12 protein-coding genes are annotated in these 15,618 nt (G+C 42.5%); 5 read left to right on the plus strand and 7 right to left on the minus strand.

Annotated features, from left to right (window positions below):
- Positions 1-41: 41 nt before the first annotated feature.
- Positions 42-1,091, minus strand: a complete 1,050-nt coding sequence (fni, locus tag H6G92_RS05470) for a type 2 isopentenyl-diphosphate Delta-isomerase (protein ID WP_190891549.1) — start codon at positions 1,089-1,091, stop codon at positions 42-44.
- 140 nt (positions 1,092-1,231) lie between these two features.
- Between fni and H6G92_RS05475 the strand changes: the two genes are divergently transcribed.
- Positions 1,232-1,819, plus strand: a complete 588-nt coding sequence (locus H6G92_RS05475; RefSeq protein WP_190891551.1) for a Uma2 family endonuclease — start codon at positions 1,232-1,234, stop codon at positions 1,817-1,819.
- A gap of 285 nt (positions 1,820-2,104) precedes the next feature.
- Here the strand turns inward: H6G92_RS05475 and H6G92_RS05480 are convergent, their stop codons facing one another.
- The 3 genes from H6G92_RS05480 to H6G92_RS05490 form a co-directional block, all read right to left on the minus strand.
- The gene (locus H6G92_RS05480) at positions 2,105-2,485 is read right to left on the minus strand and encodes a DUF6632 domain-containing protein (RefSeq protein WP_190891554.1); all 381 of its coding nucleotides are present in this window, start codon (positions 2,483-2,485) and stop codon (positions 2,105-2,107) included.
- Between the two features lie 199 nt (positions 2,486-2,684).
- On the minus strand, positions 2,685-2,939 hold the full coding sequence (locus H6G92_RS40775) for a hypothetical protein (RefSeq protein WP_313889937.1): 255 nt from the start codon (positions 2,937-2,939) through the stop codon (positions 2,685-2,687).
- Between the two features lie 821 nt (positions 2,940-3,760).
- Positions 3,761-4,015 (minus strand): hypothetical protein, encoded by a 255-nt coding sequence (locus H6G92_RS05490; protein WP_190891556.1) that lies wholly within the window; start codon positions 4,013-4,015, stop codon positions 3,761-3,763.
- Positions 4,016-4,175: 160 nt separating this feature from the next.
- Here H6G92_RS05490 and H6G92_RS05495 point away from each other — a divergent pair, with 160 nt between their 5' ends.
- Positions 4,176-7,364 (plus strand): HEAT repeat domain-containing protein, encoded by a 3,189-nt coding sequence (locus H6G92_RS05495; RefSeq protein ID WP_190891559.1) that lies wholly within the window; start codon positions 4,176-4,178, stop codon positions 7,362-7,364.
- A 349-nt stretch (positions 7,365-7,713) separates the two neighbouring features.
- Complete coding sequence (locus H6G92_RS05500) at positions 7,714-8,370, plus strand: transposase (protein WP_190891561.1); 657 nt, start codon at positions 7,714-7,716, stop codon at positions 8,368-8,370.
- Positions 8,371-8,415: 45 nt separating this feature from the next.
- Here the strand turns inward: H6G92_RS05500 and H6G92_RS05505 are convergent, their stop codons facing one another.
- Entirely contained in the window at positions 8,416-9,930 is a 1,515-nt protein-coding gene (locus H6G92_RS05505; RefSeq protein WP_190891563.1) for a phenylacetate--CoA ligase family protein, read from the minus strand.
- 171 nt (positions 9,931-10,101) lie between these two features.
- Here H6G92_RS05505 and H6G92_RS05510 point away from each other — a divergent pair, with 171 nt between their 5' ends.
- Together H6G92_RS05510 and H6G92_RS05515 are read left to right on the plus strand one after the other, a co-directional pair.
- Entirely contained in the window at positions 10,102-11,802 is a 1,701-nt protein-coding gene (locus tag H6G92_RS05510; protein ID WP_190891566.1) for a serine/threonine-protein kinase, read from the plus strand.
- Positions 11,803-11,852: 50 nt separating this feature from the next.
- A complete protein-coding gene (locus H6G92_RS05515; protein WP_190891569.1) occupies positions 11,853-14,018 on the plus strand; it encodes a serine/threonine-protein kinase in 2,166 nt (721 codons plus the stop codon).
- 235 nt (positions 14,019-14,253) lie between these two features.
- Here H6G92_RS05515 and H6G92_RS05520 read toward each other — a convergent pair whose 3' ends face one another.
- Complete coding sequence (locus tag H6G92_RS05520) at positions 14,254-14,856, minus strand: hypothetical protein (RefSeq protein ID WP_190891571.1); 603 nt, start codon at positions 14,854-14,856, stop codon at positions 14,254-14,256.
- Positions 14,857-14,954: 98 nt separating this feature from the next.
- Positions 14,955-15,524, minus strand: coding sequence for a DUF6658 family protein (locus H6G92_RS05525; protein WP_190891574.1), 570 nt, complete (start codon positions 15,522-15,524; stop codon positions 14,955-14,957).
- Between the last annotated feature and the right edge of the window lie 94 nt (positions 15,525-15,618).

Consider the following 15,618-nt stretch of genomic DNA (forward strand, 5'->3'; position numbering starts at 1 on the left):
TAACCAAAGGACTAATGACTAATGACCAATGACCTGTTTACTTATTCTATGCGCTGTAAACTACCAGAGTGCTGTAACTGATACAAGCTGGCGTTGCCAGTGCAGAATAAGACTGTGGTGATTTCGGCAATTAATACTTCAGCCAGTTCAGCAACTGCTGTTTCTGATGTTGCTGCTGCTTGCAAAAAAGGCATTGCTAAACCAGCTATATCTGCTCCCAAAGCGATCGCAGCCGCGACATCCAATCCATGACGCAAACCTCCCGAAGCAATTAAGGGTACATCTGGTGCGATCGCTCTAATAGTTGTAATGCACTCTGCCGTCGGTAAACCCCAATCGGCAAAAGTCTTCCCTAAGCGACGTTGTAAGGGATTTTCTGCCCGTTCACTTTCCACCTTTGCCCAAGAAGTACCCCCCGCACCAGCCACATCAATTGCTGCTACTCCAGCATCAATGAGTTTGTTGGCGATCGCTGCTGAAATGCCGTTACCAACTTCCTTCGCAATCACTGGCACTGGCATTTTACTGCACAAATCAGATATTTTGTCAATCAAGCCTCGAAAATTAGTATCACCTTTAGGTTGAATGCACTCTTGTAGAGGGTTAATGTGTAAAATCAGGGCATCAGCCTCTAGGATATCAACTACGCGCAGACATTCATCTAAACCGTACTTGTAGTTAAGTTGCACAGCGCCTAAGTTTGCAAATAGCAGAACATCGGGTGCATACTTGCGGACAGCAAAAGTATCAGCTACCTGAGGTTTTTCTACTGCTACTCGCTGGGAACCGACACCCATTGCAATTTTGTAGCGTTGCGCGACTTGGGCCAAACGTTGGTTAATCATTGCAGCTTGTTCTGTTCCACCAGTCATGGAAGAAATTAACAAGGGTGCGCCAAGGTGTTTTCCCAAGAAAGTTGTACTGATATCAATATCGTCGAGGTTTAGTTCGGGTAAGCAAAAATGGGTGAAGCGATAGCGTTCCAATCCATTGGTGATTTGATGAGACTGAACATCTTCTTCTAAACAGATCCGAATGTGATCGGCTTTGCGATTCTGAGTTTGTGCAGAGATGTTGGTAGGGGCGTTCACTGGTGGGTATGGCTAAAGTATTGGCTTGCGATCGCTATTGTTACATTGTCTGCAACTGTATTTGTATAACAAAAATATTTATTTTTCCTATCTTTAGGGTACGTTACGCTATTGATAATATACCCATTCCCTTAATTAATATGGTTTTACAAACAGAAAAGCGTTACTACACCCCAGAAGAATATTTGGAATTAGAAGAAAAAGCTGAATATAAAAATGAATACATAGATGGAGAAATTATACCTATGACAGGGGGAATAACTAACCACAATAAGATTGCACTTAATTTTTGTCGCAAGTTTCCCCTGACTGTGCAAGGACAAGATTATGAGATTTACATAGGGGATGTGAAATTATCAATCCCTCGTTATCGCCTTTATACTTATCCTGATATTATAGTCATCAAAGGTAAGCCTATTTACGAGGGAACAGGTACAACAACTATTACTAATCCCTTATTAATTGTTGAAGTCTTATCAAATTCAACTAAAAATTATGACAAAACAGATAAGTTTAAATATTATCGTTCAATTCCTGGTTTTCAAGAATATATTATGATTGATCAATATACTTTTGCTGTGGAACAATTTATTAAACAAGCAGAAGGACAATGGATTTTTAAGGAATATGAAGGTGAAGATGCAGTTTTAGTCTTAGATTCTATTGATTTTCAAATTGCCTTGCGTGATATTTATGAGCGAGTTGATTTTGAGTTGATTGAAGAGTAAAATGCCTGCGGTTGATTTGAACCCAATACGCTTGGGTTAGCGCCAAAAACTTTAAACTGCGTAGTCAACTTAACGTGAAATGAGCGGTTAGAAACCGCGTCTACACAGGCAAAACCCACGGAGGTGGGTTTCAAACCCTTAACTTTCTTTCAATTAGCCCGCGGAGGCGGATTACCCTGTGGGTTCGCCCTTGGCGTTCTCGAAGAGTAGCCGCAAAGCGTCTATGTTTGTGTAGCCGCGAATTTTATGAGGCTGCCCGCTATCGATTGATTTGTTATGCCGCGCTCATTCATGCACTGACACTACTTCGCGTGACGCTAGGAAACCAAGGACAACTGCCACCAAGATCAATGCTGGAATGTCGCCAACGAGGTGTCCATGTTCCATAGGGTCAATCACTGCCTGTACCGCCATGATCAGTGCGTGAACAAAACTCGACCAGACGGTGAACCAGATTAAACTAAGATGCGCTTCTGGTTTTCGAGAGGCCCGTAATAAAAATACACCGAGCGTCCCATAAATGCCGACGATCATCTGTTCGTATTCGTGTTGACCTGGTTGCCATGACCAGCCCGATGGCCAGATATTCATCAACGGATAGATCAGGAGAAAAGCAATTCCAACAACAACAAGGGCGATTTGCAAGTACCGATGCTGCTCATCCATTACTCCAACCTCACACTATTTTTCCAGGGTAGTTTCTACTAATGGAATGCCTATTTTTAATAGTATTCTCACTAGTGATACTTCAACTTGGGAGTGTTAGGAATCTTGATGTTCTTTGTGGTTTAAAGCTGATTCAACACTGAATCGTCTGCAAAATAATGGGCATCATTCACCATGAATGATGCCTACTTGTTGCTCATTACGTCGTCTGTGTAGAAGCCGCTTTTAACTCGGCGGTGGATTTTAACCGGGTGATAGTGGCTTTAGTGGCTTTACGAATGCGTAGGCCGCCGCAGGCATCGCTCTTGCGTACTCCGCCTGTCATCTCGTATTCCCGGCTGTCTTTACCATACTTTAATACCACACCGCTGACTAAGCGCTCTGAAGTTTCGCGGATAGTCTTTTCAAGGGTTTCTATTTGTTCCTTTGCTGTGTCAATGGCAGTTAGCATCATATTATACTGGTCAATCTGGTTGCGGAGTTGCCCGGTTAACTGGGTTAAATTGTTTAAGCTGATCGAATCACCAAAATCGAGGCTGGAATAAATCCGATTACTCTCTGTTCGGTTTTTTCCAGCACGGTAGAGCTTCTTTTTTGGCGTGGCATCAATGCAGACTTTTTACTAAACTTTATCTTTCTAGAGTGTCTCAATGGAACAGTATAGTGGTTCAGTAAAGCTTGCAAAAAAAAGGTGTTTTTCGTAATAAGATTGGATTGCTAGCTCAGTAATTACACGACAATAAACTTGTGTTCTGAACGAATGAGCTTGTGTTCTGAACGAATGAACTTGTGTTCTGAACAAATGGACTTGTGTTCTGAACGAATGGACTTGTGTTCTGAACGAATGAACTTGTGTTCTGAACGAATGAACTTGTGTTCTGGACGAATGGACTTGTGTTCTGAACGAATGAACTTGTGTTCTGAACGAATGAACTTGTGTCCTGAACGAATGGACTTGTGTTCTGAACGAATGGACTTGTGTTCTGAACGAACAAGAGAGACGCGATAAATCGCCGTCTCTACAAGGCGTTTTTGTCATCTATTATAATTTTTATCAAAAAACCCGATCCGAACCGGATTGCACGCAATTGAGAAACGTAACAAATAGACCATACATCTTGTAGAGACGCGATTCATCGCGTCTTAAACCAAGGATGTGTTGCAATCATTAATTAAATTGTTATTAGATTTTTTCACGCGATTAAACCGGATTCCTATATAAATCAACCAATATAGCCACAGCCCCTCTTTGCTTGCAGAGAGGGGCTTGTGATCTTATTGATCCTCAGAATGGCGATGGCTGGGTAGCAGGCTCTTTTTCTGCTTGTCTTGCAAACTGCTGGCTTGTTTCAGGACTGGGATACACTGGTTAATCATCCAGATTAAAACCTCGATTGGTGAGTCTCCTTGCTGAAGGCGATTTTCGGCATTTACGCCAATTAGCATTGTTTGCAGAATTAGTAAGAAAGCGTAGGCGTAGCCCGTCGTAGACATCGCTCTTTGACTTGCGTTTTGATGCTTGTTTTTCATTTCGTACCACCTGAATGAGTTGTTGAATACAGCATCTCTTTGGGGTGGTAAACGCAATCAAGGCGGATAAAATCTCGTTAAAATCAGGAATACATGGGTTTGGGGTAGTACATTCAATTAGGGGTAGCCCCAAACTTTCTGGTATTTGTCTTCGACTGTCATGCCGAAAAAGACTTACGGTGATCAAATAAAAATACGGGTGAAGCGCCTTTTAGAGGCTTTGCTTGATTTCGCCAATCTGGAAAAAGACAATCTTTTTAATATTGGGTACAACTGGAATACAAAGGACAGTGCCAACCCAAAGCTGATAATCAATACAAACTTGGTAGCTTTGGAACACCTGACAGCGAAAGATAAATATCCAGACAAGTTAACCAAACCGCAAATTCGAGAAGCACTGATTCTGCTGAAAGATTTTTTGACGATTCTGGAGGACAACCGCACCCAAACTAAAGGTGTTGATAGTTGGCACTTCACGCTGAGATTGTGGTCAAAAGATAAGGAAAAGAACCTGAAGCAATTTGACCAAGCATGGGAAGCTAGTAGACCAGAAAAATCTAAAGCTTTACAGGCGAATTTCCAGAAATCAGGCGAGTCTTACTGGCAAAAAATCTGCGGCGCTATGCTGGAAAAGCACAAGCGTCTCACCACAAATGAGTTGCTGTTTGCTGATGATGAGATGAAATTTGAGCTAGAGGCAATTCATGTCCCTTTAGCATTGGTAGAACGTAACAAACCGAAGAAGTGCAGCGAGGATATTTCCGCAGAACAAGGTTCGCAACTTTACGAACCGAGTTATGAAGAGAAGCAGCGATTTGAACATCAGGCTTTTTTAGAGCAAATTATCGGTGATGGTATTGGTAAAACTCAAGGACACCGCATCGCTTTAATTGGGGAACCGGGTGCGGGAAAAACTACTCAGTTGCAAACTATAGCTTTTTGGATATTAAACAACAATCTGGGTTTACCAATTTGGATTTCTTTGGCAGACTTGCAAGGAAAGAGCGTAAAAGATTATCTCCTGCAAGATTGGCTGGAGGATGCTTTAGAACCAGTAGAAGATGTAACAGAAGAAGAGAAAAAAGCTTTAGCAGATTTATTCAAGAATAATTGTGTGTGGTTATTGTTGGATGCAGCAGATGAAATGTCTTCACCCCAACCATTAACTGAGATTTCCCAGCAGTTAACGGGATGGGTGAAAAATGCGCGGGTTGTGCTGACTTGTCGGGTGAATATTTGGGAAGCAAACGCCAACGCTTTAGAAAATTTTGAGACGTATCGGTTACTCAATTTTGAATATCCGCAACAAGTGCAAGACTTTATTGGGCGTTGGTTTCACAACAAGGATGCAGACAAAGGGGAAAGATTATGGCAGGAATTAGATAAAGCTGAACGTCAGCGCATCCAAGATTTAGTTAAAAATCCTTTGCGGTTAGCGCTGTTGTGTAGCACTTGGCAAGGTTCCGATAAAGGTTTACCGGAAACTAAAGCCGGACTTTATCAGCAGTTTGTGGAAGAGGTTTACAAGTGGAAAGAAAATCGCTTCCCTACCACCGAACAGCAGCAAGAGGAATTAAACGCTGCGTTGGGACGTTTGGCAAAACGGGCAATTGATCAACAAAAGTCACGGTTTCGGCTACCACATAAGTTTGTGCGTGAGGAATTAGGCGATCCAAAACAGCAAAATTCTTTATTTTCGTTAGCGTTAAAGTTGGGATGGCTAAATGAAGTTGGACTGGCTGCGGAATCAGCAACGAAAGAGAAAGTTTACGGTTTTTACCATCCCACATTTGAGGAATATTTTGCAGCGTTGGCGGTTGAGAATTGGGACGAGTTTCTGAATCATGTTCCCGACAACCCCGCGTTAGGTGTTTATCGCATTTTTGCCCCGCAGTGGAAGGAGGTGATTTTGCTGTGGTTGGGACGTGAGGATGTGGAGAGAAAGGAGAAGGAAGAGTTTATTCAGGCATTGATGGAATTTGATGATGGGTGCGGAGAATACAGAGCTATTGATAAAGTCACAAGAGGATTTTATGAGTTTCGCGCTTATTTTCTCGCTGCTGCGGGGGTTGATGAGTGGAAAAATTCTGGCAACGCAGATGCGATTGTAGCGGAAATTGTTAAATGGGGCTTTGGCGAGTTTAAAGTTGAACAAAACGAGTGGGTAAAATTTCTCTATTCAATCTCAGAGGGAGCAGAGACAGCACTGGCTCAGACAAATCGCATAAAAGCGATCGCTGCTTTGGTGGAGTTAATCGGTAAACCACAACTGGATGATTTTATCCGAATGCAAGCGGCAGAAAGCTTAGGGGAAATTGAACTTGGCAACCAAAAAGCGATTGATGCTTTGGGGGAGTTAATCGGCAATCCACCACAACTAGATAATTTTACCCGAAGCCTAGCGGCAGAAAGCTTAAGAGAAATTGACCCTGGCAACGAAAAAGCGATTGATGCTTTGGTGGAGTTCATCAGCAATCCACAACTGAATGATTTTACCCGATGGCGAGCGGCAGAAAGCTTAGGGGAAATTGACCCTGGCAACGAAAAAGCGATTGATGCTTTGGTGGAGTTAATCGGCAATCCACAACTGGATAATTATACCCGAAGGCAAGCGGCAGAAAGCTTAGGGAAAATTGACCCTGGTAACCAAAAAGCGATTAATGCTTTGGTGGAGTTAATTGGCAATTCACAACTGAATAATTATACCCGAAGGCAAGCGGCAGAAAGCTTAGGGAAAATTGACCCTGGTAACCAAAAAGCGATTGATGCTTTGGTGGAGTTAATCGGCAATCCACAACTGGGTTATGATCACCGAAGCCTAGCGGCAGAAAGCTTAGAAAAAATTGGCTTTGGCAACGAAAAAGCGATCGCTGCTTTGGTGGAGTTAATCGGCAATCCACAGCTGTATGATTTTATCCGAAGCCTAGCGGCAGAAAGCTTAGAAAAAATTGGCTTTGGCAACGAAAAAGCGATCGCTGCTTTGGTGGATTTAATTGGCAAACCACAATTGGATGATAATACCCGAAGGCAAGCGGTAGAAAGCTTAGGGAAAATTGGCTCTGGCAACGAAAAAGCGATCACTGCTTTAGTGGAGTTAATCGGCAAACCACAACTGAATTATTCTATTCAATGGAAAGTGGCATCTAGCTTGAAGGAAATTATGTTAGAGGAACAGATGCCGAATGTTGTTACCGTGTTGAAGGATTACTTATCACCTGAAAATTACAAAAATGCCTTTGAGCGATTTGATAATTGCTACAAAGTTATCTGGAAGTGCGCCCAAGGTATGCCCTACCCCGCTTTTTCTCAAGCTTGGCATCAACAAGAGAAAGTGAAAGATGGAGAGTAGGAAAGAAAAATACTTTCTCCAGCCAAAACATAAGCGAAATGTAGAAGCAGCAATCCCTTGTAAAGACGCGATTCATCCCATCTCGTAAATCTATCGCGTCCGATCTTTCTGCAATCCAGGGAATGCGATGCCCCTAATAAAACAGATATCGTAAACAGAATGGAAATGCGTAGGCGTAGCTCGCCGCAGGCATCGTTTTTTTATCCCCCCTTGTAGAGAGGCGATTCATCGCGTCTTCTTCCTTCCCATCATTTACATAGCGCGAATAATTCCGAGTTTTTTGGGTTGGAAATTACATCAATGCAAAGCAATAATTGCATAAATTTTTGTATCAATAAAAGATGTAATCATGAATCATTACGATCCTCAACCAGAAAACAACAAACCCAAATACAAAGGTAAATATCGAATTGATTCAACCCGTTTACCGGCATGGAGTTATGCTAGTAATGCTGGATATTTCGTTACTATTTGCACCGACGGTAAAAAATGCTTTTTTGGTGAGGTTGTGCAGAGTGAAATGCAGCGATCGCCAATTGGAGAAATTGCTCATAAATTGTGGTACGAGATTCCTAATCATTTTTCTAATTGCCAGATAGATTCGTTTTGTGTCATGCCTAATCATATTCATGGGATTTTGGTTATTAATCAAATACGAGAAGGAGACGCGATGAATCCACGAACACAGGAAGAAGACGCGATGAATAAAAAACAAGAAGACGCGATGAATCGCGTCTCTACAAGGGGGGATATTCAACGGGGTGGGGTTACTGGGTTATTTAATCCGATGTTGTCTAAAAATTCTCTTTCTAAAATTATTAGATGGTACAAAGGACGATGTTCATTTGAAATTAATCAAATATATGAAGGTTTTGGATGGCAAGAAAGGTTTCATAACAACATAATTCGTAATGAATTTGCTCGCGATCGCATTAGACAATATATTATCAATAACCCAATTAATTGGGAACGCGATTGCGAACAACCACCCCATCCCCCCTTGTAGAGACGCGATTCATCGCGTCTTCTTGCTAATTCATCGCGCCTAGTACTATTTACGCGTATAACGATGTTTAACCCCAATCGGAAAATATTCTGCATCCCCCATTGGCGCTAATGTAACCTGTGGTGTTTGATATTCTGCGGGAACATAGTTAGCAAACTCGCTATTTAGACGTAACAGTTGTGAAAGAATAGAAGATGCGATCGCAACTCTTTGATCTTCACTACCCTCTACCCCTGCTCCTAATTCCACAACCACTGATAAAAATCGATTCTTGTCAGCATCTTCCTTCACTTGCAACACGAATTTACCCGTCACCCATTCTTGAATTCCTAGTTGCTCTAATCCCACCGTTACATTTTCGGGATAGATATTTGCACCAAAGTAAGAAACTGTAAAGTTAGAACGACCGAAGACATAAACGAAAGGTAGCTGATGAATACCTCTAAGTGATTCTTGAGTGTCAGAACAGAGATTTTCAAGCGGGTTAAATCCCCATTCTGCTAAAAATTGCAGCATGGCATCATAACTAATTATCCCACCAGTATCTAAAATGTCATAACGCACTAAGGGAATACCGTTATCTCCTGAAAACAGCAATCCGCCATCTTGAACTTCAAAAAAGCGACTGCAAGGATCGTATTGTACTAGCGTGGGTAAACGCGATTCCCCAAATAAAGCTCTAGCGGCATCGGGATTTTCTGCCAAAAAACGGCGAATGCAGATACTTAACGGTGTTTCATTACCCAAAACTCCTGCATCCGCAGTGCCGTAGAGTGATGCAAAATCATAACAAGGATTTTGTGAACCAACTCTTTCGCCAACTAAACTCCGCCATTCTTCACTAAATACTTCTCCCGCCATCACTAATTTAATCTGATATTGCTGCCACTCCACACCACGGGCGATACCAGTATCAATGACATCTTTTAAAAATGGTGGGTATCCCAATAACACCACTTGTTCAAAAGCTGAACCTAATTCCTGGACAACTCGCAAGATTTCTTCTTTATTGTTACCAGGAGTAATTACAGTAATGGGATAACCTTTGCTAGCAAGATAACGACAGCAATTAGTAGTAAACATCCCACCTACCCAAGTGCCCAAAGTGAAACAAATCACTGCTAGGGTACGTCTGGTATCTGCATAGAAACTATCGTGAAAAATCTGTTCAAAACGTGTGGCGATTTGGAGTTCATCTGTGAAAAAACGAGGCCAAAATGTCGGTTTCCCACTAGAACCTGATGAAGCAGCTATCATGTCGCACGCTTCTAATTGTCCGTTGTGGCACAAGTCAGCTAAGGGATAACGCAGTATATAATTTTGTTTAGCGATCGCTGGGAGTTTTTGAAAGTCTTCCAAGGTTTGAATAGTCGCGGGACTAATTTCCCTTTCTGCTAAAAAAGCCTTGTAAGCTGGCACATTAGCCGCCACATCGTGAAATAAACTCAACGCTGCCGAAGTCTGAGTGTTGAGATGCCGTTGCAGTAGCGTTTCTAGGGGGGTAGACAAAAAATCTTCAAATGCTTTAATTACCTGCTGTTGTCTTGATTTGTGGTTCATGACGCTTGTTGTTTATCCTGAAGTAGAACCAACACCGTTAAAATAATTCGTAGTTCGTAATGACGCTCGCGGACTCGCTACCGCTGCGCTAACGTAATTCGTAGGATATCCGAAAATGAGGGTATACGCGTTGTAGTTACTCAATAAAACCTTAATTTATCCTTGGGCACCATGCAGCTCTATTGCAGTAAACAACACACAAATAATGGTAGTAACCGCTTTTGTACCCATTGTGGTGAGCCATTACCTCTTGGTGTGGGACAGGTTGTGGATAATCGCTATCAAATTATCCGTCATCTAGGGCAGGGCGGCTTTGGACGCACCTATTTGGCTGAGGATATAAGTCAATCCCATCGAACCTGTGTGCTGAAGGAATTTGCACCCCAAGTTCAAGAACATCAAGATTTACAAAAAGCTAAAGAGTTATTTGAGCGAGAAGCTAATGTTCTCAAAAAACTCCAGCATCCGCAAATTCCGCGTTTTCACGCCTCGCTACAAGTGAAAATAGGCACTAAAGATTTTTTCTTTCTAGTGCAAGATTATGTGGATGGTGACAATTACTACCAATTATTAGAACAGCGTGAAAATCAAGGAAAAACCTTCAATGAAGAGGAAATAATCACTTTACTGCAACAAATTTTACCTGTGTTATCCTACATCCACTCACGAGATGTAGTTCACCGTGATATTTCTCCTGACAATTTAATTTGGCGACGTTCTGATAATCTGCCAGTGCTGATTGATTTTGGTGGTGTCAAGCAATTGCCGGCTTCTCAAGGTTTTTGGCGGACTAAGCTGGCTGAAAATAACACTTTGTTAGGTAAAAAAGGCTACGCACCAGAAGAACAACTACGGCAGGGTAAAGCATTTTTTAGTAGTGATTTATATTCTTTAGCGGTGACATCACTGGTGTTACTCACAGGACAAGAACCGCAAAAATTATACGACAGCTATCAGGGAATTTGGGGTTGGGGAAAGGAAATCCGAGTGAGTCCGCAACTGGAAGCGGTGTTAAAAAAGATGCTGGCTTATAAACCGAGCGATCGCTACCAACGAGCCGAGCAAATCCTCAAAGATTTACCATCGTCAACTGCTAGTAAATCCGCAGGTAATTATATTACCACCAAGATAAAAACGATGGTCGTTGCTCCAGGAAGACAACGCGCCAGCGCTATTGTGAGTAGATTCCAGAACAAAACGCAAGCGATTGCTAAACCAATATCTTTACCTATTTGGATTCGTCCTTTTGTGATGAGTTTAGGGGGGACAGCTTTAGTTGTCTTAACCGGCGCAGGTGCTTGGGCGGTAGTAAATGCGGTGATTCGGAGCGTAACTTCAATTACTATACCTTCAGTTTCATTACCGCAAATTCCCCAGTTTCCAAATCCGATCGGTAAACCAGTCAGCGACAAAGGAAAAAATAGCAACCTCCAGGAAATTATCAGTCGTCGTCAAGAACTAGAAATTACTGAAGGATTTTTTATTCCTTTTGTAGATAATTTATTTTATACAAAAAAACCGGAATTAAAGGGACGTAGCCTCACATCTAAACCTGAAGACGCGGGTTTACGAGATGAATGGTCTGGTATCGCTGATGATTTGTTGGATAAACTAGAACAGGCTAACCTCAGTACAGCAGCTCGTCGCAAATTGGGGAACTATAGTCAAAAAGATTATGCAACATGGAGACGACTTGCGCGATCAGGGCAGTTTGGGAACTATACAATTGATCAGCTGACCAAAGACACAAATGAAAAATTTGATCGGTTGTTTCCTGATCAGCAGCGTGGGAAACTGAACCAACAGACTTTTGGTCAAATTTGGTATGCGATCGCAGCTGATCAAGTCAGTAAAGTACAATCTGGCAAGTAACGGGACTGGGCACTGGGGAAGAATAACTAATAACTAATGACTAATAACTAATGACTAAAATATATTGTTCTAAAGGACATGAAAATTCCCCAGGTAGTCGCTTTTGTCTCCAGTGCGGTGAAAAATTGTTGGATACACCCATGAGTTATGGTATCCAACCGGGACTAACTTTAGGCGATCGCTATGTGATTGTACGTCAAATTGGTCAGGGTGGCTTTGGACGCACTTATTTAGCTGAAGATGTCAACCGTTTCCGCGAACTTTGTGTTTTAAAGGAATTTTCCCCCCAAGTTCAAACCGCTTACGTTGTTCAAAAAGCTGAAGAACTGTTTGAGAGAGAAGCAAGTGTTCTTTATAAACTGCAACATCCCCAAATTCCCCGCTTCCGGGAACTACTTCGCATCAACTTAGGGGGCAAAGAATATCTGTTTTTGGTGCAAGATTATGTAGAAGGGGAAACTTACAATTCTTTGTTAAATGCCCGGTTACAGAAGGGTTTGCGCTTTACAGAGTCAGAAGTACGCCAATTGTTGCAGCAAATTTTGCCAGTGTTGGAGTATATCCATTCACTAGGTGTTATTCATCGAGATATTTCTCCCGATAACTTAATGCTTCGCACTGTTGACAAACTGCCAGTGTTAATTGATTTTGGTGGTGTCAAACAAGTAGTAGCAACCGTTGCTTCCCAATATTACCAACCCGGCATAGTTGCATCATCCCCATCACCAACCCTATTGGGTAAGATCGGATTTGCGCCTCCAGAACAGATGCAAACTGGGTTAGTATCTCCCCACAGCGACTTGTATGCAATGGCCGCAACAATGTTGGTTTTACTGACAGGAAAACAACCCCAAGAATTAATTGATACCTACAATCTTACCTGGCAGTGGCAACGGGAAGTTAGCCTGAGTCAAACTTTGGCACAGGTATTAGATAAAATGCTATCTGCTAGACCTAGCGATCGCTATCAATCAGCCCGTCAAGTACTCCAAGCTATCAACTCGCCCCCAGCTAACTTTCCCCCAACTCAATACCCCACACCACCACAACCACAACCCACATCCGCCACCGTAGCCGTCTCTCCACCTCCCCCATCCTCCCCATCCCCCCCATCTCCTCAACCCACAAGCTGGTGGACACCAACAAAAATTTTCCTTGTAGCGGCGTTAGTCGTTGGTAGTGTTGGATTAATTTCGTGGGGATTGAATAGCAGGCGAGATGTCGGTGAAGTCGAACCTACACCCACAGCCAGTCCAATTCCAACCAGTGAACAACCAACCGATCCTTTAGCGCAATATTCACCAGCAGAACGGGAACGCAAAGAAAAATTAAGCGATCGCCGTCAACAGTTGGCTATTGACTCTAACTTCTACGTGAACTTGGTGAATCAAGTTTTTTGGGACAGAAATCCTAGTTTGCGAGGACGCACTCTCAGCAATGGCCCTGAAGATGAAGGTTTGCGGGCAGAATGGGATAAAACAGCCTCAGAATTGCTGGAAAAACTTGCACCATTGAGTTCCAATACACGACGACAGTTGGGAACTTACACAACTGCTGAACGCGATCGCTGGAAAGTGGAAGTCAACAAAATTAACGTTGGAAGTCGTTCTTTGTATGATTTGGGAGACGCTGCTTTCTTAAATGTATTCCCTGACCAGCGCGGTAAAAATTTCCAAGATCAGCCCATTGGGCAAGTTTGGTACGGTTTTGTTAGCGATAAACTCAGTGCTATCCTCGCCGGTAGCGCTTTTCAGAAACTTGTCTTTGATCCGGGCGCTACTGGCAAAACAGTCAGCGGTACTATCCAACCTGGTGCTGGTAAAGTATTCATTGCTGGACTTGCCAAAGACCAATCTCTGGATTTGAAGCTACAAGCAAATTCCCAAGTTTTGTTATCAGTCTATTCACCCTCTGGCAAAATTCGATTTTTAGAAGATTCTACCCAGCGTAGCTTGTCAACTAAATTACCAGAAAACGGATTTTACGAGTTTGTCGTGGTTTCTACAGCATCAAAACCAGTAGATTATCAACTCAGCATTACAGCAGAAAATCCCACTCCTCCCCCAACGCCAACACCAACACCAACGCCCACGGAAACACCCACGCCAATAGAAACACCTACCCCAACTCCCATCTCAACGCCCACACCGACACCAACTCCTATAGAAACCGCTACTCCCACACCGACACCAACGCAGGAGACAACGCCGCAGTAGGAAAATACGAAGGTAGAGGTACAGAGTTGCAGGGGAACGTTACCAATCTGTTTTATTCTTAGAGCAGACAAACCACAAACAGAAATAGCGTCTTTAAAATTCGTAATTATTTAACTGGGGAATTGAACCCCACCTAAAACTTATAAAAGCCTGCGTAGGCAGGCTTTTTTTAGGTAGGCCCCAGACTAAAGTCTGTGGGCGCTTTCAGGTTTTGCAAAAGATTGAATGATTAATTTCAATCAACGTCTCTAACTGTTCTCTTTACTGCCTTGCCTGCGTCCTCAGCTGTGCGCTGAACATTTTTACCAGCATCTTCAGCCCCACGCTGAACATTTTTTGTCAAGTCTTCGGCAGCATTTTGGGTATTACCCTTAATATTTTCAATTCCGCGCTGAGTACCCTTAACTACGCCTTCTCGCAATTCATCAGCGGAACTGCTAACATCTTCACCCAAGTTTTTCACTCTTTCACCAAAGGGTGTACCTTGTTTGTAATTTCGCCCATATTGCTCTGGGCTGTCAATTCCCTTCTGCTCAATATTTCTTTGAGCATTTTTTGCCAGCGCATCAGCTCTGTCATTAGCTGCCTTTTCATCTAATCTTGCTCTGGGTTCTACATCACTAAAGTTATTCATTCCACCAGCGGGAGAAGAGAGAGGATAATCTTTTGTAGGATCATATCGTTTGGAATAAGGTGATTGAGCGTCAGGCTGTGGTGGCTGTGTTGCTACTCCGGGAGCACCACAAGCTTGTGTCAGGAATAAAAATATTCCTGCTAAAAAAACAGTTAAAACTTTCAAGGGACGAATATTTTTCAGCCAAGTACTTACTTTTTTCATGCTTCTACTCCTTGCATTTTTGTGACTAAATTAAACTTCAACCAAGATGGCATTTGGAATTAATTTTGCATTCCAAGCATTCAGACAAAATAAGGATTTTATCTGCCTACTGCTGGATTTTTTTGTAATTCAGGTCTTGCACTCGCTTCATCTGCCTTATTTTTCAAAAAGCCGGAAGCTTCTTCAACAGCCTCTTTTACAGTCTCAATCCGATCCTGAACCCGATCTCCAACATTTGGTTCATTCTGAATCAAACCACCGGGTTCAGGCTGACGGAAGTCTTTATCTGTGATGAGTGGCAACTCTGCTTCTTTGTTGATTCGACCTGCTGGTGTCTCAGCACCAGGATAGAGTATCTTGGATTCTCTATCTGCTGTAGCAATCAACAATTCCGAACTTGGTTGTAAGCTAGCTTGGTCGCGTCCCTGATTGGCTTTTGGGTTTGCTATTTTCGGATCGGTAGACATTCTATAGTTGGTATACTTGTCTCCACCATTCTTATAAGGATTGTTTGCTCCGCCAGCTTGTACAGCAGGATTTTGTGGATTTGCACCTTGAGCATTTGCCCCACTACAAGCAGTGCTACCTATCAACAAGAGTCCAGCTAAAAAGATAGTTAATATCTGGCGCAATCTTATTTTTTTCAAGAATACTCTCACAGCGTTCACGTAGTCCTCCTTACCAAAATCCAAAATATTAATAAATTAAGCTTTTGCTGAATCATTGGATTGGTCAGCAAGTTATTGTGCTTGTTTTGGTTCG

Source organism: Nostoc foliaceum FACHB-393 (genome assembly GCF_014698505.1).
GTDB lineage: Bacteria > Cyanobacteriota > Cyanobacteriia > Cyanobacteriales > Nostocaceae > Nostoc > Nostoc foliaceum_A.

Excerpts from the sequence above, each read along its gene's own strand:
- H6G92_RS05505 (WP_190891563.1), bottom strand. The coding sequence starts at position 9,930 with ATGAACCACAAATCAAGACAACAGCAGGTAATTAAAGCATTTGAAGAT.
- H6G92_RS05515 (WP_190891569.1), top strand. The coding sequence starts at position 11,853 with ATGACTAAAATATATTGTTCTAAAGGACATGAAAATTCCCCAGGTAGT.
- H6G92_RS40775 (WP_313889937.1), bottom strand. The coding sequence starts at position 2,939 with ATGATGCTAACTGCCATTGACACAGCAAAGGAACAAATAGAAACCCTT.
- H6G92_RS05500 (WP_190891561.1), top strand. The coding sequence starts at position 7,714 with ATGAATCATTACGATCCTCAACCAGAAAACAACAAACCCAAATACAAA.
- H6G92_RS05475 (WP_190891551.1), top strand. The coding sequence starts at position 1,232 with ATGGTTTTACAAACAGAAAAGCGTTACTACACCCCAGAAGAATATTTG.
- H6G92_RS05520 (WP_190891571.1), bottom strand. The coding sequence starts at position 14,856 with ATGAAAAAAGTAAGTACTTGGCTGAAAAATATTCGTCCCTTGAAAGTT.
- H6G92_RS05490 (WP_190891556.1), bottom strand. The coding sequence starts at position 4,015 with ATGAAAAACAAGCATCAAAACGCAAGTCAAAGAGCGATGTCTACGACG.
- H6G92_RS05495 (WP_190891559.1), top strand. The coding sequence starts at position 4,176 with ATGCCGAAAAAGACTTACGGTGATCAAATAAAAATACGGGTGAAGCGC.
- H6G92_RS05480 (WP_190891554.1), bottom strand. The coding sequence starts at position 2,485 with ATGGATGAGCAGCATCGGTACTTGCAAATCGCCCTTGTTGTTGTTGGA.
- H6G92_RS05510 (WP_190891566.1), top strand. The coding sequence starts at position 10,102 with ATGCAGCTCTATTGCAGTAAACAACACACAAATAATGGTAGTAACCGC.